Origin of the sequence: Flavobacterium sp. (genome assembly GCF_044360715.1) — a bacterium.
In the GTDB taxonomy this organism is placed as follows: Bacteria; Bacteroidota; Bacteroidia; order Flavobacteriales; family Flavobacteriaceae; genus Flavobacterium.
On record NZ_JBIKJY010000005.1, the window covers coordinates 91,429 to 110,833 of the forward strand.

At 31.0% G+C, this 19,405-nt stretch carries 15 protein-coding genes; 8 read left to right on the forward strand and 7 right to left on the reverse strand.

The genetic code is table 11. From position 1 onward, the window contains the following. Window positions 1–135: 135 nt before the first annotated feature. Together gyrA and ACIQ16_RS02940 are read left to right on the forward strand one after the other, a co-directional pair. Window positions 136–2,730 (forward strand): DNA gyrase subunit A, encoded by a 2,595-nt coding sequence (gene gyrA, locus ACIQ16_RS02935; RefSeq protein WP_396148511.1) that lies wholly within the window; start codon window positions 136–138, stop codon window positions 2,728–2,730. A 50-nt stretch (window positions 2,731–2,780) separates the two neighbouring features. After that, window positions 2,781–3,860, forward strand: coding sequence for a tetratricopeptide repeat protein (locus tag ACIQ16_RS02940; RefSeq protein ID WP_396148513.1), 1,080 nt, complete (start codon window positions 2,781–2,783; stop codon window positions 3,858–3,860). Between the two features lie 40 nt (window positions 3,861–3,900). On the opposite strand, the gene ACIQ16_RS02945 is transcribed toward ACIQ16_RS02940, so the two are convergent. The 7 genes from ACIQ16_RS02945 to rplS form a co-directional block, all read right to left on the reverse strand. After that, entirely contained in the window at window positions 3,901–4,485 is a 585-nt protein-coding gene (locus ACIQ16_RS02945) for a phospholipid scramblase-related protein (RefSeq protein WP_396148515.1), read from the reverse strand. A 2-nt stretch (window positions 4,486–4,487) separates the two neighbouring features. Continuing rightward, window positions 4,488–5,309 carry a DUF6929 family protein gene (locus ACIQ16_RS02950; RefSeq protein WP_396148517.1) on the reverse strand — a complete coding sequence of 274 codons (822 nt, stop codon included), beginning with the start codon at window positions 5,307–5,309 and terminating at the stop codon, window positions 4,488–4,490. A 1-nt stretch (window position 5,310) separates the two neighbouring features. Further along, window positions 5,311–5,973 (reverse strand): thiamine diphosphokinase, encoded by a 663-nt coding sequence (locus ACIQ16_RS02955; protein WP_396148519.1) that lies wholly within the window; start codon window positions 5,971–5,973, stop codon window positions 5,311–5,313. Window positions 5,974–6,150: 177 nt separating this feature from the next. Then, a complete protein-coding gene (locus ACIQ16_RS02960; RefSeq protein WP_396148521.1) occupies window positions 6,151–6,969 on the reverse strand; it encodes a DUF4249 domain-containing protein in 819 nt (272 codons plus the stop codon). 4 nt (window positions 6,970–6,973) lie between these two features. Next, window positions 6,974–9,352: a carboxypeptidase-like regulatory domain-containing protein gene (locus tag ACIQ16_RS02965; RefSeq protein WP_396148523.1), complete on the reverse strand. Its 2,379-nt coding sequence runs from the start codon at window positions 9,350–9,352 to the stop codon at window positions 6,974–6,976. A 123-nt stretch (window positions 9,353–9,475) separates the two neighbouring features. Further along, the gene (locus tag ACIQ16_RS02970) at window positions 9,476–11,686 is read right to left on the reverse strand and encodes an NADP-dependent isocitrate dehydrogenase (protein WP_396148525.1); all 2,211 of its coding nucleotides are present in this window, start codon (window positions 11,684–11,686) and stop codon (window positions 9,476–9,478) included. A 212-nt stretch (window positions 11,687–11,898) separates the two neighbouring features. Continuing rightward, the gene (gene rplS / locus ACIQ16_RS02975) at window positions 11,899–12,249 is read right to left on the reverse strand and encodes a 50S ribosomal protein L19 (protein ID WP_353078200.1); all 351 of its coding nucleotides are present in this window, start codon (window positions 12,247–12,249) and stop codon (window positions 11,899–11,901) included. A 219-nt stretch (window positions 12,250–12,468) separates the two neighbouring features. Here rplS and tgt point away from each other — a divergent pair, with 219 nt between their 5' ends. From tgt to ACIQ16_RS03005, 6 genes are all read left to right on the forward strand, one after another. Then, window positions 12,469–13,599: a tRNA guanosine(34) transglycosylase Tgt gene (gene tgt, locus ACIQ16_RS02980; protein WP_396148527.1), complete on the forward strand. Its 1,131-nt coding sequence runs from the start codon at window positions 12,469–12,471 to the stop codon at window positions 13,597–13,599. 76 nt (window positions 13,600–13,675) lie between these two features. Further along, on the forward strand, window positions 13,676–14,752 hold the full coding sequence (locus ACIQ16_RS02985; protein WP_396148529.1) for an LptF/LptG family permease: 1,077 nt from the start codon (window positions 13,676–13,678) through the stop codon (window positions 14,750–14,752). Beyond that, entirely contained in the window at window positions 14,739–15,659 is a 921-nt protein-coding gene (locus ACIQ16_RS02990; protein WP_396148531.1) for a DMT family transporter, read from the forward strand. The genes ACIQ16_RS02985 and ACIQ16_RS02990 overlap by 14 nt, the downstream gene beginning before the upstream one ends. 79 nt (window positions 15,660–15,738) lie before the next feature. Continuing rightward, a complete protein-coding gene (locus ACIQ16_RS02995; RefSeq protein WP_396148533.1) occupies window positions 15,739–16,695 on the forward strand; it encodes an acetyl-CoA carboxylase carboxyltransferase subunit alpha in 957 nt (318 codons plus the stop codon). 146 nt (window positions 16,696–16,841) lie between these two features. After that, entirely contained in the window at window positions 16,842–18,401 is a 1,560-nt protein-coding gene (gene dnaB / locus ACIQ16_RS03000; protein ID WP_396148535.1) for a replicative DNA helicase, read from the forward strand. A gap of 34 nt (window positions 18,402–18,435) precedes the next feature. Beyond that, window positions 18,436–19,405 (forward strand): asparagine synthetase B (locus tag ACIQ16_RS03005; protein WP_396148537.1); only part of this gene is annotated, 970 nt, incomplete at its 3' end.

Sequence of the window (19,405 nt, forward strand, 5' to 3'; positions counted from 1 at the left end):
CTATTTATTTGTTAAAATTTTCTTCAATTATTGTTGATAAGTATTTCGATTTTATTGGAAATTTTAGTTTCAAAAAACACAAAAAATCGTATATTGGCACGTTTAAAAAAATCAGTAAAAATTAAATAAATACCTATGACTGACGGAGAAAAGTTAATACCTATTAATATTGAAGATGAAATGAAGTCAGCCTACATCGATTATTCGATGTCGGTTATTGTATCAAGAGCGTTACCAGATGTAAGAGACGGTTTAAAACCAGTTCACAGAAGAGTATTATTTGGTATGTATGAATTAGGAGTTTTTTCTAATAGAGCCCATAAAAAGTCTGCCAGAATTGTTGGAGAAGTATTGGGTAAGTACCACCCACACGGAGATACTTCAGTATATGACGCTATGGTTCGTATGGCTCAAGAGTGGAGTTTACGTTATTTGATGGTTGACGGACAAGGTAACTTTGGTTCGGTTGATGGTGATAGTCCTGCAGCAATGCGTTACACCGAAGCCAGAATGAGAAAAATATCTGAAGAAATGTTAGCAGATATTGACAAAGAAACGGTTGATTTTCAGTTGAATTTTGATGATACCTTAGAAGAACCTAAAGTGTTACCTACAAAAGTACCTACTTTGTTAATAAATGGAGCTTCAGGAATTGCAGTAGGTATGGCTACGAATATGGCACCACACAATTTATCAGAAGTAATTGATGGAACGTTAGCTTACATTGATAATAATGATATTGAAATTGATGAATTAATAAAATATATTAAAGCACCAGATTTTCCTACCGGAGGAACTATTTATGGTTACGAAGGGGTAAAAGAAGCTTTTAAAACAGGTAGAGGTCGTATTGTTATGCGAGCGAAAACTATGTTTGAAGAAGTAAATGGTAAAGAATCGATTATTGTAACAGAAATTCCATACCAAGTTAACAAAGCCGATATGATTAAAAAAACGGCTGATTTGGTTAACGAGAAAAAAATAGAAGGTATTTCTACTATTCGTGATGAATCGGATAGAACAGGTATGCGTATTGTTTATGAATTAAAACGTGATGCTGTTCCAAATGTAGTTTTAAATACGCTTTATAAATTCACACAATTGCAATCTTCTTTCAGTGTTAATAATATTGCATTGGTTAACGGAAGACCACAAATGTTAAATCTTAAAGATTTAATTCATTATTTCGTAGAACACCGTCACGAAGTTGTTGTTAGACGTGCACAATACGATTTAAGAAAAGCAGAAGAAAGAGCACATATTTTGGAAGGATTAATTATTGCATCAGATAATATTGATGAGGTAATTAAAATTATTAGAGGTTCAAAAGACGGAGAAGAAGCAAGAGCAAGATTAATTGAACGATTTAATTTATCGGAATTACAAGCTCGAGCAATTGTTGAAATGAGACTACGTCAACTTACTGGTTTAGAACAAGATAAGTTAAGAGCAGAATACGATGAAATTATGAAGTTAATTACTAGCTTGAAAGAATTATTAGCTAGTAAAGAATTAAGAATGCAAGTCATTAAAGATGAGTTAGCTGAAATAAAAGAGAAATACGGAGATGAACGTCGTTCGTTAATTGAATACTCTGGCGGCGATGTAAGTATTGAAGATTTAATTGCTGATGAAAATGTAGTTGTTACTATTTCGCACGCAGGCTATATCAAACGTACTTCATTATCAGAATACAAAACCCAAAATAGAGGTGGAGTAGGTCAGAAATCTGCAGGAACAAGAGATCAAGATTTCTTAGAGCATTTATTTGTAGCTACAAATCATCAATATTTATTGTTCTTTACTCAAAAAGGAAAATGTTTCTGGATGCGTGTGTACGAAATTCCTGAAGGAACAAAAGCAAGTAAAGGAAGAGCAATTCAGAATATTATTAATATAGAACCAGACGATAAAGTTGCTGCTTATATTTGTACACAAGACTTAAAAGACCAAGATTATATTAAGAGTCATAACTTAATTATGGTAACCAAGCAAGGTCAGGTGAAGAAAACCTCTTTAGAGAAGTATTCTAAACCACGTGTAAACGGAGTTGCTGCAATTACTATTAAAGAAGGGGATGAATTATTAGGAGCGAAATTAACTAATGGTGAAAGTCAAGTATTAATTGCTGGGAAATCTGGTAAAATGGTTCGTTTTGAAGAAGCTAAAACACGTCCAATGGGAAGAACGGCTTCTGGAGTTAGAGGAATCACTTTAAAAGATGAAGCAGACGAAGTAATTGGAATTGTAACTGTTAATAAAGACGATATTAATGAAACACAAATTTTAGTTGTAACTGAAAATGGGTACGGAAAACGTACTAAATTAGTTGATGATGATGGTGAAGATGTGTACAGAATTACAAATCGTGGTGGTAAAGGTGTGAAAACCTTAAATATTACTGAAAAAACAGGTTCGTTAATTGCAATTAATAACGTAACAGATGATGATGATTTAATGATTATCAACAAATCAGGTTTAACGATTCGTATGATGGTTTCAGACCTTCGTGTAATGGGAAGAGCCACTCAAGGTGTACGATTAATCAATATTAAAGGAAACGATTCTATCGCTGCGGTAACTAAAGTGTTACGTGAAGATGAAGAAGTAGTGGAACTAGATGAAGATGGAAATCCGATAGATGTATTGGAAGCTGAAACTTCTGAAGAAGAAACTCCAGAAAATAATGATTCAGATGTTGAACCAGACAACAACGAAGAATTGGAATAATTATTAAGCCCAATTCGTTGGGCTTTTTTTAAAACTAAAATAGTAACTAAATGAAAAAAATTGTATTAGGGGCTTTACTGTTGGCTTTTGCATCAACTTACGCTCAAAAAGACGAATTAAAAACATTAAAAAAGTTGTATGATAAAGACCAATTGTCTGCTGATGATTTTTCTAAATACAAAGAAACCGTTTTAAAATTAGAAGCTTTAGCATCAACTGATGATGATAAAGTGGCGGCAAGTTTTTATAAGGCCATGCAGCCACTAGCTGAAATGTCAACTATGGGTGCACAACCTAATCCAATGATGATTCAAAAACTATTTACTCCAGATGTATTTACAAGCATGGTTAAAGGAATGCGGACTACTTTAGATTATGAAACAAAAACAGGTAAAAAAGTTTTTTCTGAAGATATTATTGAAACGATAACTTCTTTTAAGCCAATTTTTATGCAAATGGCATTAGTTTTTAATAATTCAAAAAAGTATAAAGAAGCATCAAGAGTGTTTTATAATACATACCAACTTGATCCTTCAGATGTATCTAATTTAGAAAACGCAGCCATCACAGCTATGCAAGCTGAAGACTATATTGATGCTGAAAAATATTATAGAGAAATTAAAGCAGTTGGTTTTACGGGTACTGGATTAAAAAAATTCGCTACAAAGCCTGAAGAAGTTGCTAAAAGCATATTTGCTTTATCTTTTTTTAATAAAAATGACGAACAAGCAAAAATGGATTTTTTAGAGGCAATAAAATTAAATCCTGATGATGTTCAAATTCAAATTGATCATGCCACAATTTATTACAGAAATAATGATGTTGCAACCTATCAAAAATTAATTGAAGGCATTTTAGAAAAAGATCCAAATAATGCCCAATTACAATATAATGTTGGGTTTCTATTATTAAATGAAGACACCAAAATTGTAGAAGAAATTAATGCAAATTTGAAAAATATTAATAAATATGATGAATTAAAAGCTAAGAGGAAAGCCATGTTTTTAAAAGCTTTACCTTACTTTGAGCGTGCCCATCAATTAGATGTCACAAATGAAGATACTAAAAAAACTTTAAGGTTGTGTTACGAAACTATAGGTATGAAAGACAGAGCAGCTTCTGTTAAATAATAAAAAATCCCCAATGAAAATTGGGGATTTTTTTATTTTCTTATTCTTTAAAAACCATATCAATACACATTACTGCTGCAATTAGCAATGGACGTAGTTTGCTTTCTTCGGCTACATCTGTAATATTTATAACATAGTTATCGGCGGATGTGAAAAATTCTTTACCCAAACCTGCCCATTTTTTAGAAACATTAGCCAATTCTTTATTGTCTTTATTAAATTTAAAGTCCCAACCTGTCCATTTTCCTTGTAGTGTACATAAATGTTTGTCTTGATGGTCGTGTACTTCAAATCGGCCACCAAATGAAAAGAATTTCTGTTTAAACACGCCAATTTTTCTTCCACCGCCATCAAAAACATCAATATCGGAACGAAAAATGGTCACGCCTCTTTTAATTTGAATGGTTAATTCACCAGATGCAGTTCTGATTTCAATATCAAAAGGCGTCATTCTTTTGTAATCTGTAAAACGAAATAGTTTTGTGAAAAAGCCCAAATTTGGTTCTCTACATGTTAATACTAATTCATTGTTTTCTGGATTAAAAATATCAAAGTTATTAGATGCTTTAAACATCCCTATTTTTTCTTTTACTAAAAAAATGTTTTGGTTAAAAATTGGGTTCATATTTATTTTTTTAAGGTTAATTTATAAATTTTTGATTCTAAAATTTCTGTATCATTGTCTTCGCAGAGTAAAAATTGAATTTCTATCTCGTTGTTTTTGTATAATGTAATGCCTTCAAACTTTTGAGAATTAGATATAATTTGTGTTTCTATTATTTCAAATGTGTCACTTTTCATTTTTCCAATAAGCGAACCTAATACTTCTCCGTCTTCATAAGTCGAAATAGTATCTTCTGCAGTTGCTAAAAAATAAATAAATTCATCAACTAAAACGGCATCTGTAAAGGAAACTTCAATGTTTTCAATTTTGGGTAAAGTTATCGATACAAAATGTTTTGAGAGTGAAGCATTATCAGGAATAATAAAAATTCCATTTTTGCTATTTTGGGCATTTCCTCTTTGAAAAAGCAACATGGTTTTATTTGCACAAATAGCGCCTTCTATATTAAGTTCATCATCGTTTAATGAAGCTAATTTTCTTAAAAATTCATACAATACAGACAAATCATTTTTTTGTAAAGCATCATTTTCTAAATTTAAAGAAAACATTGTATTTCGTTGTGCCGTTGAACCAGAACCAAAAATAAAAATTTGATTTCCAAAATGAGTCAAAGCTTCTAAATCTAATTTGTCTTTTTTTGCAATATTTTCTTGCGGATTATCTACTAATGGAAATTTAAGAACTATTTTTTTGTCTATTACATATTGATATAAAAAAGTACTGTTATCTGAAATAATGAAAAGTACATTTTGATAGTAAATTAATCCAGATGCAGAACCAATACCTTTTATATGCAAAAACTCGTTTAATTGAAAGTTTTTCATTTTAATCAAAACTTTCAATTAATAATAAATTACCTTTTTCGTGAGTAATTGTAATTATTCCATCTTCGCAAACGTGATTACTGCTTCCTGTTCGAAATCCCAATTCTAAAGTTTCATTTTGTAATTTGTAAAATAAATTTTCGGTACAAATATTTTCTACTTTTCCTAATGGAATTAGCGAAATAATACTGTTTTTTGGATACCATTTTTTGTAGGAATTTGGTAACAGAAATACTTTTGAATGGTCATCATATAAAACAATTTTTAATTGATTCCTGTATGATGCAAGTGTAGAAAAATTGTTTAAAGTATGATCCGCTCGTTTGCCAGTTGCCCATACTACATTTGCCGCTTTATGTCCTTTTTGTATTAAAAAATCGAAAGCTTTTTCTAAATCAGTTTTATTTTGATCTGGAGTATGGATAATTTCAATTGGATAATGGTTATTTTTATAATATTCAGTATCAAAATTTCTATCGAAATCACCTAATAAAACATCTACTTTTATACCTAATTCCAAAACACGTTCTATTGCTGCATCTAAAACTATTACCAATGGCGACCATTCTAAAAGTTGCCCTAAAAGTTCGGTATTACAAGCCAAACCATTTGCAATAATTAAAGCAGGTTCTTGGTCATCGCGAACAATATGATGTGAAGACATAATTAATGTTTATAGTTTGTCGTTTTTAGTTTTTGTAAGTTGATGCTTACATTAGTCAAAGTTATTGTTTTTTATTGATTTTTGTAAATTGAGATTTAAAAAGAAACACAGATTTAAGAAATTATATAAATTTTTATAATTTCTTAAATCTGTGTTTAAAAACAAATGATGATTTTGCTATTGAATTGTATAATTTCTCACATCCACTTCTGACAATCTAAAATAACCTAAAGGGTAATTAGTGCTATTGGTTTGGTTGATAATATTCCCTTTTACAGTTGCTGGTGGTGTGCTAAACGGACCATTGCTCAATCCGCCAGAAATACTAATTAGAATATTCATAAAATTATGATAACGTTCTGAAATTCCGTGTAACGAAAATTTTACATTTTGTGCTGGTGCTAAATCTTCATCAATTAGCAAAGAAAACATTTGATTGCCATTAGTAAATTCATCGTTAAATACACCTAAAAGCGGAAAGGGTCTATAAGGCACTTCGTATTCTTCTAAATAAAAATTAGATTCTGTACCGTTATCTTGAAAATTAAACTTTAGTTCTATATCATTTCCGGTTATACCGTTTAAACTTTGTTGGATTGAAGTGATTGCAGGAACTGGATATAGTTTATCTGTGGCAGAATACGTTTGTCCGTTATGAATTACTGTTAAAGTATAAAAACCATTTAGTACTGGTGTAAAATTAGTACATTTATAAATTCCAGTTGTACCTACTTCTAAGAAATTAAAAATAATGTTATTTGAATCTGTTATTTTTACAATTGCTCCATTTACAACAGGTACAATGTTGTTGAAATAATCAGCAGTTGTTGTTATTTTGATAGATTGTTCATTACCAGACGTACCTTTTTCCCATTTAATAGAAGCATCAATAACCAATTTTGGTTCGCTATTATTTAAATCTACATCAACTACTTCTTCGCAACTAAATAGAAATAAACCAATTGCTAAAATGAAATATTTTATATTATTTTTCATTGTTTTAAAATTTAAAATTATAAGTTACACTCGGTACGATTCCAAAAATAGAAAGCCTTACCGCTTCATTTAAACCACTATCTTGATTTTGTCTGAAATTTATAGATGCTGCATTTTGTCTGCCATATAAATTATATACAGAGAAAACCCATTCGCCTTGCCATTTTCTTCCTTTGTTTTTTGTTGGATTTAAAGTAGCAGAAACATCTATACGATGATAAGCGGGTAAATTATCTTGATTTCTATCACTATATACAGGAACATTGATGCCTTGATATTGATATTGCGCCGTTGGAAAAGTTACCGGTTGCCCCGTTTGATAGGTGAAAATACTTCCAAAACTCCATTTTTGATTTAATTTATAACTTCCTGTTACATAAATATTATGTGTTTTGTCCCAACCTGTTTTGTACCAGTTGCCATTATTTATTCCTGATTCAATAGGTGTTCTTCCGGCAGTTTGTTGTTCCGAACGTGAAAGCGTGTATGAAATCCAACCAGAAAGTTTACCTACGTTTTTCTTAGCCATAATTTCTAATCCATAAGCTCGAGTTTTTCCTGCTAATACCACTTGTTCAATTGCTTCATTGGCAATTAAGTCAGCACCATCAATATAATCTAATCTGTTTTTCACCATTTTATAAAACGATTCTACTTCTAATGTATAATCGCCATTTTTTAAGTTTTTAAAATATCCCACTGCAAATTGATCTAAAATTTGAGGTTTTAAGAAGTTATCACTCGGTGTCCAAATATCTAATGGAGTTGGCGATTGTGTATTGGAAATTAAATGCAAATATTGACTCATTCTATTATAACTCGCTTTCACAGATTGATTGTCGTTAATAGTATATGCCAAAGCAATTCGTGGTTCTAAATTTCCAAAATTGGCAATAGTTTCATTTTTTCCATAATACTTTTTGTCAACAGGAGTTGCTTTTTCGTAAATACCTAAATCTGCATCATACGTTACGGGTTGGTTATTTGCATAAACATTCATGGTTTGTTCGCCTAATCGATAAAACATACTATATCTTAATCCGTAATTTACAGAAAGTTTATCTGTTAATTTTTGTTCAGCATCTATATAAAAAGCAGGTTCAAAGGCGTGTTTTTTGGCAAGTTGCTTTTCATTTATGCTCGAATTTGAATCTATAGGTTCAATTCTTCCTGGATTGAAATTGTAATAAATAGCATTTGCTCCATAAAATAATTTAAAATTGTCCGAAATATAATGTTTAAAATCGTATTTGAAGTTGTAGTTTTTAATGCCGCTTTCCCAATTGAAACCAATAAAATCTAAAGTCAAACCGTAGTAATAATCACTATAAATAAACGAAGCATTTGAAAATAATTTATCATTAAATAAGTGATTCCATCTTACGTTTAATACCGAATTTCCGTAAGTGTTTATAAATTGATTGTTTAAACTAAAAACGTCTCTTCCAAAATAACCAGATAAAAATAAGTTGTTATTCTCGTTTAATTTGTAATTTATTTTTGTGTTTAAGTCATAAAAATAAGCGGTGTTGTTATTATCAGCAAGTTTTAAAAATAGATGAGCATAACTACTTCTTCCTGCTACTAAGAAAGAGCCTTTGTCTTTTACAATTGGTCCTTCGGCTAAAATTCTACTTGAAATTAAACCGATACCACCATTCATTCCGAATTTTTTACTATTTCCCTCTTTCTGATAAATATCTAATACAGAAGCTACTCTTCCGCCAAATCTTGCAGGAATTCCACCTTTATATAGCTTTAAATCTTTAATAGCATCGGCATTAAAAACAGAGAAAAACCCAAATAAATGTGAAGAATTATAAATTGTCGCTTCGTCTAATAATATTAAATTTTGATCTGCAGCACCGCCACGAACGTTAAATCCAGATTGGCCTTCTCCAGCATTTGTAACGCCAGGCAAAGTTAAAATTGACTTAATCACATCTACTTCACCTAAAATGGCTGGCATTGATTTTATTTGAGAAATAGTTAGTTTGTTGACGCTCATTTCTGGTTTGTCAATTTGTAGTTTTTTTGAGTTTCCGGCCACTACAACTTGTTCAATCTCATTTGATTTTTCATTTAAAAACAAATCTTTTTTAGTGTTTGATTCCAATGTAATTACTTCTGAAAAACCATCAAAACTTAAAGAATTTATTTCGACTTTATATTCGCCTTTAGGCAAAGAAATGGAATAAAACCCGTATTCATTAGTTAACGAAGTTCGAGTAGTTATACTATTTTGAAAAGAAATTGTTACGCCAATTAACGTTTCATTAGATTTTTGATCTTTTACTATACCGCTTAATGTTACTTTTTCTTGTGAAAAGGCAACTGTAAAGAGTAAGAAAAAAAGGAGTGTTAAAAAGTTATTTTTTTTCATTTTTAATTGTTTCGATGTTGGATACAAATTTCGTAAAAATAGTACAAAATATCTGTTAAGTTGGCGTTAATTAAAAAAAGGCGATATAAAACTACATCGCCTTTAATTACTTTGTAAACAAATTTACATTTTATTTATTATAGCATTTAATGTTTTGCTTGGACGCATTGCAGCACTTAATAAACTTTCGTTTGGTTGATAATATCCGCCAATTTCTTGTTTTTTACCTTGAGCCTCAATTAATTCAGCATCAATTTTTGCTTCGTTAGCAGTTAATTCTACTGCAATAGGCGTGAAGTAGGTTTTCAATTCAGCGTTTTTATCTTGCGAAGCTAATGCTTGTGCCCAATATAAAGCAATATAAAAGTGTGAACCTCTATTGTCTAATTGACCAATTTTACGAGCCGGCGACTTATCATTTGCCAAGAATTTTTCTGTTGCTTGGTCTAAGGTTTCTGATAAAACTAATGCTTTTTCATTATTTAAACTTTGTCCTAAATGTTCCAAAGAAACGCCTAAAGCTAAAATTTCACCTAATGAATCCCAACGTAAGTAGCCTTCATCAATAAATTGCTCTACGTGTTTTGGTGCAGAACCACCTGCTCCAGTTTCAAATAAACCACCACCATTCATTAATGGAACAATAGAAAGCATTTTGGCTGAAGTGCCTAATTCTAAAATAGGAAACAAATCGGTTAAGTAATCACGTAAAACATTTCCAGAAACTGAAATGGTGTCTTTTCCTTCTCTAATTCTTTTTAATGTTTCTGACATAGCGTCTTTAACATCTAAAATACGAATATCTAAACCTGAAGTATCGTAATTTTTTAAATATTTTTCTACTTTTTTGATAATTTCTCTATCGTGAGCTCTATCTTTATCTAACCAAAAAAGTGCTGGAGTGTCAGATAAACGGGCTCTGTTTACGGCTAATTTTACCCAATCTTGAATTGGTGCATCTTTAGTTTGACACATTCTGAAAATATCGCCAGCTTCTACTTTTTGAGAAAGCAAAGTCGCTCCGTTTTCATTTTCCACTTTTACAATTCCAGCTGCAGACAATTGAAAAGTTTTGTCGTGCGAACCATATTCTTCTGCTTTTTGAGCCATTAATCCAACATTTGGCACAGAACCCATTGTTCTTGGGTCTAAAGCACCATATTTTTTCATATCGTCAATAACTGCGGTATAAAAACCAGCATACGAACGATCTGGAATCATTGTAATAGTATCTTCTTCTTTCCCATCTGTATTCCACATTTTCCCACCACTTCTTGCTAAAGCTGCCATAGAAGCATCTACAATAATATCAGAAGAAACGTGAAAATTAGTAATTCCTTTATCAGAATTCACCATAGCTACTTTTGGTCCGTTTGTTAAAGCAGCAGCTAGGTCTTGTTTAATAGCCTCTTCTTCAGAAATTCCAACAATTTTATTGTACAAATCTTGCAAACCATTATTCGGATGAATGTCTAAAGATTTAAATAGGTCTGAATATTTAGTATAAACGGCTTCAAAATAGGTTTCAACAATAGCGCCGAAAATAATTGGATCCGAAATTTTCATCATTGTAGCTTTCAAATGAGCAGAAAGCATTACGTTTTTTTCTTTTGCGTATGCAATTGTTTTCTTTGAATATTCTTTTAAAGCTTTTAAATTCATTATTGAACTATCAATGATTTCTCCAGCTTTTAAATTTGAAAAATCTTTTAATACTTTTGAAGTGCCATCATTTCCTTCAAATACAATTCTGAATTTCGAATCATTTTCAATGGTTGTAGAAGTTTCAGTTCCGTAAAAATCGCCTTCAATCATATGTGCGACTTCTGTTTTAGAATCGGCATTCCAAGTCCCCATTGAATGTGGGTTATGTTTGGCGTAATTCTTAACGGCTTTTGGTGCACGTCTGTCTGAATTTCCTTCACGTAAAACAGGATTTACTGCAGAACCAAGTACTTTTGAATATTTTGCTTTTATTTCTTTTTCTGTATCGTTTTGGGGTTCTTCTACAAAATTAGGAATCGCATAACCGTGTGATTGCAATTCTGTTATGGCTTCTTTTAATTGAGGAATGGAAGCAGAAACGTTTGGTAATTTTATAATATTTGCTTCAGGCGTTGTAGCTAATTGTCCTAATTCGGCTAAATTATCAGCTACTTTTTGGTCGTCTTTCAAATATTCAGGAAAGTTAGATAAAATTCTTCCTGCTAATGAAATATCTCTAGTTTCTACTTCAATATTTGCCGTTTTTGTAAAAGCTTTAATAATAGGTAAAAACGAATGTGTGGCAAGCATAGGTGCTTCATCCGTAATGGTATAAAAAATTTTTGACATGATTTATATAGTTTGTTTGTTTCTAAATTAAGGTTAGCAAATATAAGAAATTTAGAGTTATTTTAATTCGTAAGCAACAAAAAATAGCACAATTTCGAATTTGATAATATAAGGCTTAAAAATTACAGATTTAATAATTTATAGCTCAAAAAATAAGGATAAAAAAAAATCCCGATTGTATCGGGATTTTTTTATAAGTACAAATAAAAAGATTAACCTCTTCTTTCTTTGATTTTTGCTTTTTTACCAGTAAGTTCTCTAAAGTAGTAAATTCTTGCTCTACGTACTTTACCTTTTTGGTTCATTTCAATTTTTTGCAAAGCTGGCATGTTAATTGGGAAGATACGTTCTACACCAATTGCTCCAGACATTTTACGGATTGTAAATGTTTCAGTAGAAGAAGACCCTCTTTTTTGAATTACAACACCTTTGAAAAACTGAGTTCTTGTTTTTTCACCCTCTTTAATTTCGTAGTACACAGTAATAGTGTCTCCTGCGCTAAAGTTAGGAAAGTCTTTTTTCGATACTAATTCGTTTTGAACGAAATCAAGTAAATTTGACATAATTGTTTATATAAATCATTAAATCTAAGCAACATACACGTCTTTCGCCAGAGGTTGATTAAAGTGGATGCAAAAGTAATACTATTTTTCAATTTTGCAAATTAATTATTTCATTAAATATCCGTTAGCGTTAATTTTATTATAAAGTTGTAAAAACTTCCAGTAGCTAACTTCTATCTTCTAATCTTTTAAATTATATTTGCCCTTTAAAATAGTATAATGAAATTCGATTTATTAAAAACAGATGCTCAAAGCCAAGCACGAGCTGGACTTATAACAACTGATCACGGTGTAATTGAAACACCAATTTTTATGCCTGTTGGAACAGTAGCCTCTGTTAAAGGAGTGCACCAACGTGAATTGAAAAACGATATTAATCCAGATATAATTTTAGGAAATACCTATCATTTGTATTTAAGACCAAAATTAGACGTATTAGAAAAAGCAGGAGGTTTACATAAATTTATGAATTGGGATAGAAATATTTTAACCGATTCTGGTGGTTACCAAGTTTATTCATTATCAGGGCGACGAAAAATTAAAGAAGAAGGTGTAAAGTTTAAATCGCATTTAGATGGTTCGTATCACTTTTTTTCACCAGAAAACGTAATGGAAACCCAACGTACTATTGGTGCTGATATTATTATGGCTTTTGATGAATGTACGCCGTATCCATGCGATTACAAATATGCACAACGTTCTATGCATATGACACATCGTTGGTTAGATAGATGCATCAACCATTTAGATACATTGCCTTTTAAATATGATTATTCACAAGCTTTTTTTCCAATTGTTCAAGGAAGTACGTATAAAGATTTACGTCAGCAATCGGCTGAATTTATTGCCAGTAGAAATCAAGTTGGGAATGCAATTGGAGGACTTTCAGTAGGTGAACCAGCGGAAGAAATGTATGCCATGACAGAAGTGGTAACCGCTATTTTGCCAAAAGACAAACCTCGTTATTTAATGGGAGTAGGCACACCAGCCAATATTTTAGAAAATATCGCATTAGGTATTGATATGTTCGATTGTGTGATGCCAACTCGTAATGCACGAAATGGAATGTTATTTACCTCTGAAGGATTTATTAATATCAAAAATAAGAAGTGGGAAGAAGATTTTTCTTCAATTGATGCGATGGCACATACATATGTAGATACGGATTATTCGAAAGCGTATTTGAGACATTTGTTTATTGCAAATGAATTTTTAGGAAAACAAATTGCAACCATTCATAATCTTGGATTTTATATGTGGTTAGTTCGCGAAGCAAGAAAACAAATTTTAGCGGGAACTTTCAGAGAATGGAAAGACATCATGGTTAAAAAAGTAACAACAAGATTGTAAGATTTTGTTTAAAAGGTTAGTGTTTAAAAGTTTAGGAGACATTATAAAATCATAAACAAAAACAGCCAAATAAATTATGAAAAAAATAGATTGGTACATATTTAAAAGATACTTAATCACATTTACAGCTATGTTGTTTATGTTTATTCCTATTGGAATTATTATTGACGTATCCGAAAAAATCAATCGTATGATTGAAAACAAAGTAGCTATTAAAGATGTATTGGTTTACTATTATGGCTTTACCATTTATTTTGCTAATTTATTATTTCCGATTTTTCTGTTTTTATCTATCATTTGGTTTACTTCAAAATTAGCCAACAATAGCGAAATTATTGCCATTCTAAGTTCAGGAATTTCATTTACGCGTTTTTTACGACCTTATATTGTAGGTGCTACTTTAGTATCATTAGTAACTTTATTAATGGGCTTCTTTATATTACCAGATGCCAGTGAAAAATATTGGAGTTTTAGATATGATTATTTAAAAAAGAATACAGAAATCAGACAAACAACAGATATTTTTCGTCAAGTGAAACCCAATGAATACTTGTATGTTAGTAGCTATAATGGATCATCGAAAACAGGTTTTGATTTTATTTACGAAAAGTTTAATGACAATAAATTAGAATACAAATTATACGCAAATCGAGTAAAGTATAATGAAAAAACAAAAGATTATACGTTGTTTAATTATGTAAAAAGAACGATTGGTAAAGAAAACGATATCATCGAAAGACAAGAAAAATTAATAAGAAAATTCGATTTTGAACCAGATGACTTGTCACCCACAATTTATGCTGCTGAAACTATGAATATTTTTAAATTAATTAAATTTATTGATAAAGAGCGAGCAAAAGGAAGTTCAAGTTTAGATGTATATTTAGTGGTTTTGTACAAGAAATTCAGTATTCCTGTTTCGGCATTTATTTTAACCATAATCGCAGTTTCTGTTTCAGCAATGAAACGCAGAGGCGGAATGGGAATAAATTTAGCTATTGGAATTTTAGTTGCCTTTTCATTTGTGTTTTTCGATAAAATTTTTGGAACCTTAGCCGAAAGCTCAAGTATTCCTCCGTTTTTAGCGGTGTGGTTTCCCAACTTTATTTTCGGAATTTTAGCATTTTATTTGTTAAGAAATGCCAGACGTTAATTTAAAACATAATTTACATCTTCATTTAATTGTTTTTATTTGGGGTTTTACAGCTATTTTAGGTAAGCTAATTTCTTTAGATGCATTACCACTGGTTTGGTGGCGAATGTCATTAGCGGTTGTTTTAATTTTTGGATACATTTATTATCGAAAATCAAGTTTTCAATTAGCCAGAAAAGACATTATATTACTTATAGTTTCAGGATTAGTAATTGCCTTACACTGGATAACCTTTTTTAAAGCCATTAAAGTTTCTAATATTTCTATAACATTAGCTTGTTTATCTACGGGAGCTTTTTTTACTTCAATTTTAGAACCCATTTTTTACAAAAGAAAAATGGTTTGGTACGAAATCGTATTTGGACTAATTGTTTTAATTGGTTTGTATTTTGTAATTGAATCTTCGGAACCAAATTTTATTCAAAAGAGCATAACTAGTAATATGTCAGGTACTATGCACGGCGTAGTATTAGCCTTAACTTCTGCTTTTTTATCGGCAAGTTTTTCTATAATAAATGGTAAATTTGCACAAAGAATTGATGCTACAATAGTTTCTTTTTACGAGTTGTTAGGTGGAGTACTATTTTTAAGCGTTTTTTTGCTGTTTACAAAACAATTTACAGCAGAATTTTTCAACATCACACTTACCGATTTTATGTGGTTAGGTATTTTAGCATCTATTTGTACTGCTTATGCATTTATTGCATCGGTAAATGTTATGAAGTACATTTCGCCTTATACAGTAATGCTAACTATAAATTTAGAACCAGTATACGGGATTGCTTTAGCCGTTCTAATTTTCGAAAAAAAGGAACAAATGAGTTTTTCGTTTTATATTGGCGCTACAATCATACTAATTACTGTGATTTTGAATGGATTAATTAGAAATAGAAAAAAAAGTAGTTAGATATCGCTTTAAAAATTATTCAAATAATTATTAAATAGTATCTTTGTATTTACAAACAAATTAAAATAAAATAACTTTTATGGAATATTTAGATTTTGAATTGCCAATAAAAGAGCTTGAAGATCAATTGGAAAAATGCGTTGTTTTAGGTCAAGAATCTGATGTTGATGTATCAGCAACTTGCAAACAATTGGAAGATAAATTAGAAAAAGCAAAAAAAGATATATACAAAAATCTTACGGCTTGGCAACGTGTTCAAATGTCGCGTCATCCAAACAGACCGTATACTTTAGAATACATTACTAACCTAACCGATGGTACATTTTTAGAATTATTTGGAGACAGAAATTTTAAAGATGACAAAGCTATGGTAGGTGGTTTAGGAAGAATAAACGGTCAATCGTATATGATTATCGGGCAACAGAAAGGTATTAATACTAAAATGCGTCAATTACGTAATTTTGGTATGGCAAATCCTGAAGGATACCGTAAAGCGTTACGATTAATGAAAATGGCAGAAAAATTTAATATCCCTGTTTTAACTTTAATAGACACTCCTGGTGCATATCCAGGTTTAGAAGCAGAAGAACGCGGACAAGGTGAAGCTATTGCTCGTAATATTTTTGAAATGGTACGATTAAAAACGCCAATTATTTCTATTATTATTGGTGAAGGCGCTTCAGGTGGTGCATTAGGAATCGGAGTAGGAGACAGAGTTTTTATGTTAGAAAACACTTGGTATTCTGTAATTTCTCCAGAATCTTGTTCTTCTATTTTATGGAGAAGCTGGGAATTTAAAGAACAAGCAGCTGAAGCTTTAAAACTTACAGCTATAGATATGAAAAAGCAAAAATTAATTGACGATATTATTCCAGAACCACTTGGTGGGGTGCACCGTGATAAAGAAACGATGTTTAAAACAGTTGAAAAAGTGATTACTAAATCGTATAACGAGCTAAAAGACTTATCAACAAAAGAATTAGTAGCACAAAGAATGGAAAAATACAGTAAAATGGGAGAGTTTTCAGATAAATAAGAACGATTTCATAATTTATCCGTCTTATCATTTTTCATTGATAAGACGGATTTTTTTTGACATATTAACAATATAAAATAGTTATTAACAGTTTCTCTTTAACAAGTTAAATTCAATATTACTACATTTTTTTTTACTTTCGCTTTATGGAAAAAGCATTTACAATAAACCCCGTTAAGGTAGATAAATCAACTACTATTAATTTAGAAAAAGGAAAACTTCCACCACAAGCTGTTGATATTGAAGAAGCAGTTTTGGGAGCTATGTTAATTGACGTAAAAGCTCCAGGTGAAGTTATTGATTTATTAAGTCCAGATGTGTTTTATAAAGAAGCACACAAATATATTTATGAAGCTATTAATCAACTGTTTCATAGTACGCCTCCGCAACCAATTGATTTATTAACGGTTTCGGCACAATTAAAAAGAAACGGAAATTTAGAATTAGCAGGTAGCGATTTTTATTTAATACAACTTACTCAAAAAATTGCCTCTTCGGCTCATATCGTTTTTCACGCCCGAATTATTCTTCAAAAATTCATTCAAAGAAGTTTAATCTCAATTTCAAGTAAATTAATTGAAGATTGTTATGATGAAGGAATGGACGTATTTGATTTATTAGATACTGCTGAAACTAATTTATACGAAATTACACAAGGCAATCTTAAAAAAGGATACGAAACAGCTCAAAGTCTTGTAAATCAGGCCAAACAACGAATCGAAGAAATTTCAAATAAAGAAGGTTTATCTGGTATTCCATCAGGATTTAAAAAATTAGATGATTTAACTTCTGGGTGGCAACCTTCTGATTTAATTATTATTGCTGCTCGTCCAGGTATGGGAAAAACAGCATTTGTTTTATCAATGGCAAGAAATATAGCGGTTTCAGGAAACGAACCTGTTGCACTTTTTTCATTGGAAATGTCTTCTGTACAATTAATTACACGTTTGATTTCGAGTGAAACTGGCTTAACTTCAGAAAAGCTTAGAAAAGGAGATTTAGAACCTCACGAATGGGAGCAATTAAATGTAAAAGTTAAAGATTTAGAAAAAGCACCTTTATATATTGACGATACGCCTTCGTTATCTATTTTTGATTTACGAGCAAAAGCCCGTCGTTTAGTTTCGCAACACGGTATTAAATTAATTGTAATTGACTATTTGCAATTAATGTCTGCTGGAACTTCAGGAAAAGGTGGCGGTAATAGAGAGCAAGAAATTTCTATGATTTCAAGAAGTTTAAAAGCTTTGGCAAAAGAATTAAGCGTTCCTGTAATTGCACTTTCTCAGTTATCACGTGCTGTGGAAACACGTGGTTCAAGTAAAAGACCCTTACTTTCCGATTTACGTGAATCGGGTGCAATTGAGCAAGATGCAGATATTGTATCGTTTATTTATCGTCCAGAATATTATAAAATTGACAATTGGGATGATGATGAAGCAGCTCCAACCACAAATCAGGCAGAATTTATTGTTGCAAAACATAGAAATGGTAGTTTAGATAATATCAGATTGAAATTCTTAGGACAATTTGGTAAGTTTGATAATTTAGATGAATTTGGAATGACTTATAACGATTCGATGCCTTCTAAAATGAATTTAGACGCACAAAATCCGTTTGCTACACCAAATTTACCTTCACCAAATGATGCCTTTGGAAGTAGTATGAATTCTGGTTTTATCGAAGATAGCGACGTGCCATTTTAATCATTAATTTGTATATTTACAAAAATAGCTTTTGATGAACTATATAAAACAACTTGTTTTTTTACTTATTTTAATTTGTTTTACAAAATTAAATGCATCTTCGGTATTGTTACCAATGGATAGCGATGGGCAACAAAATCATTTAAAAGCGTATGGAATTACGTATTGGGCTTTAGCTAAAAATTATAAAGTAAATTGGTTATTAAATTATCGTGGCGGTTCTTTTTTATTGCCTGATGGCGATGATATAAGAAAAGAATGCCAGATTAGAGGAGTTTCTTTTGAAGTCTTAACAGATGCTGCAACAGCTTCCATATTAGAAGAAATTAGTAGTCCATCTCAAAATATGGAAACGGTGGTTTTAGAAAAAGCGCCTAAAATTGCAGTGTACACTCCAAAAGGAAAGCAACCTTGGGATGATGCGGTAACAATGGTCCTCACTTATGCCGAAATTCCTTATACCGAAATTTACGATACAGAAGTTTTATCAGATCAACTTGTTTTGTATGAATGGCTGCATTTGCATCACGAAGATTTTACAGGACAATATGGTAAGTTTTTTAGCAATTACAGAAATGCGCCTTGGTATATTCAACAAAAAGCAGAAGCAGAAGCATTGGCTAAAAATTTAGGATATAATAAAGTTTCTGAAGAAAAATTAGCAGTCGCTACAAAAATAAGAGATTACGTAATTGGCGGTGGATTTATGTTTGCCATGTGTTCTGCAACAGATAGTTTTGATATTGCGCTTTCTGCACAAAATACAGATATTTGCGAACCTATGTTTGATGGCGATGCCAGCGAACCTAATTATCAAGCCAAAATTGATTACAATAATACTTTTGCGTTTAAAGATTTTATTTTGGAAAAACAACCTATGAAATATGAGTTTTCTGATATTGATACCACAGAAGAACACGGCAAAGGTAGTTTTTCAATGGAAGTTGATTATTTTACCTTAATGGATTTTTCTGCAAAATGGGATCCTATTCCTACGATGTTAT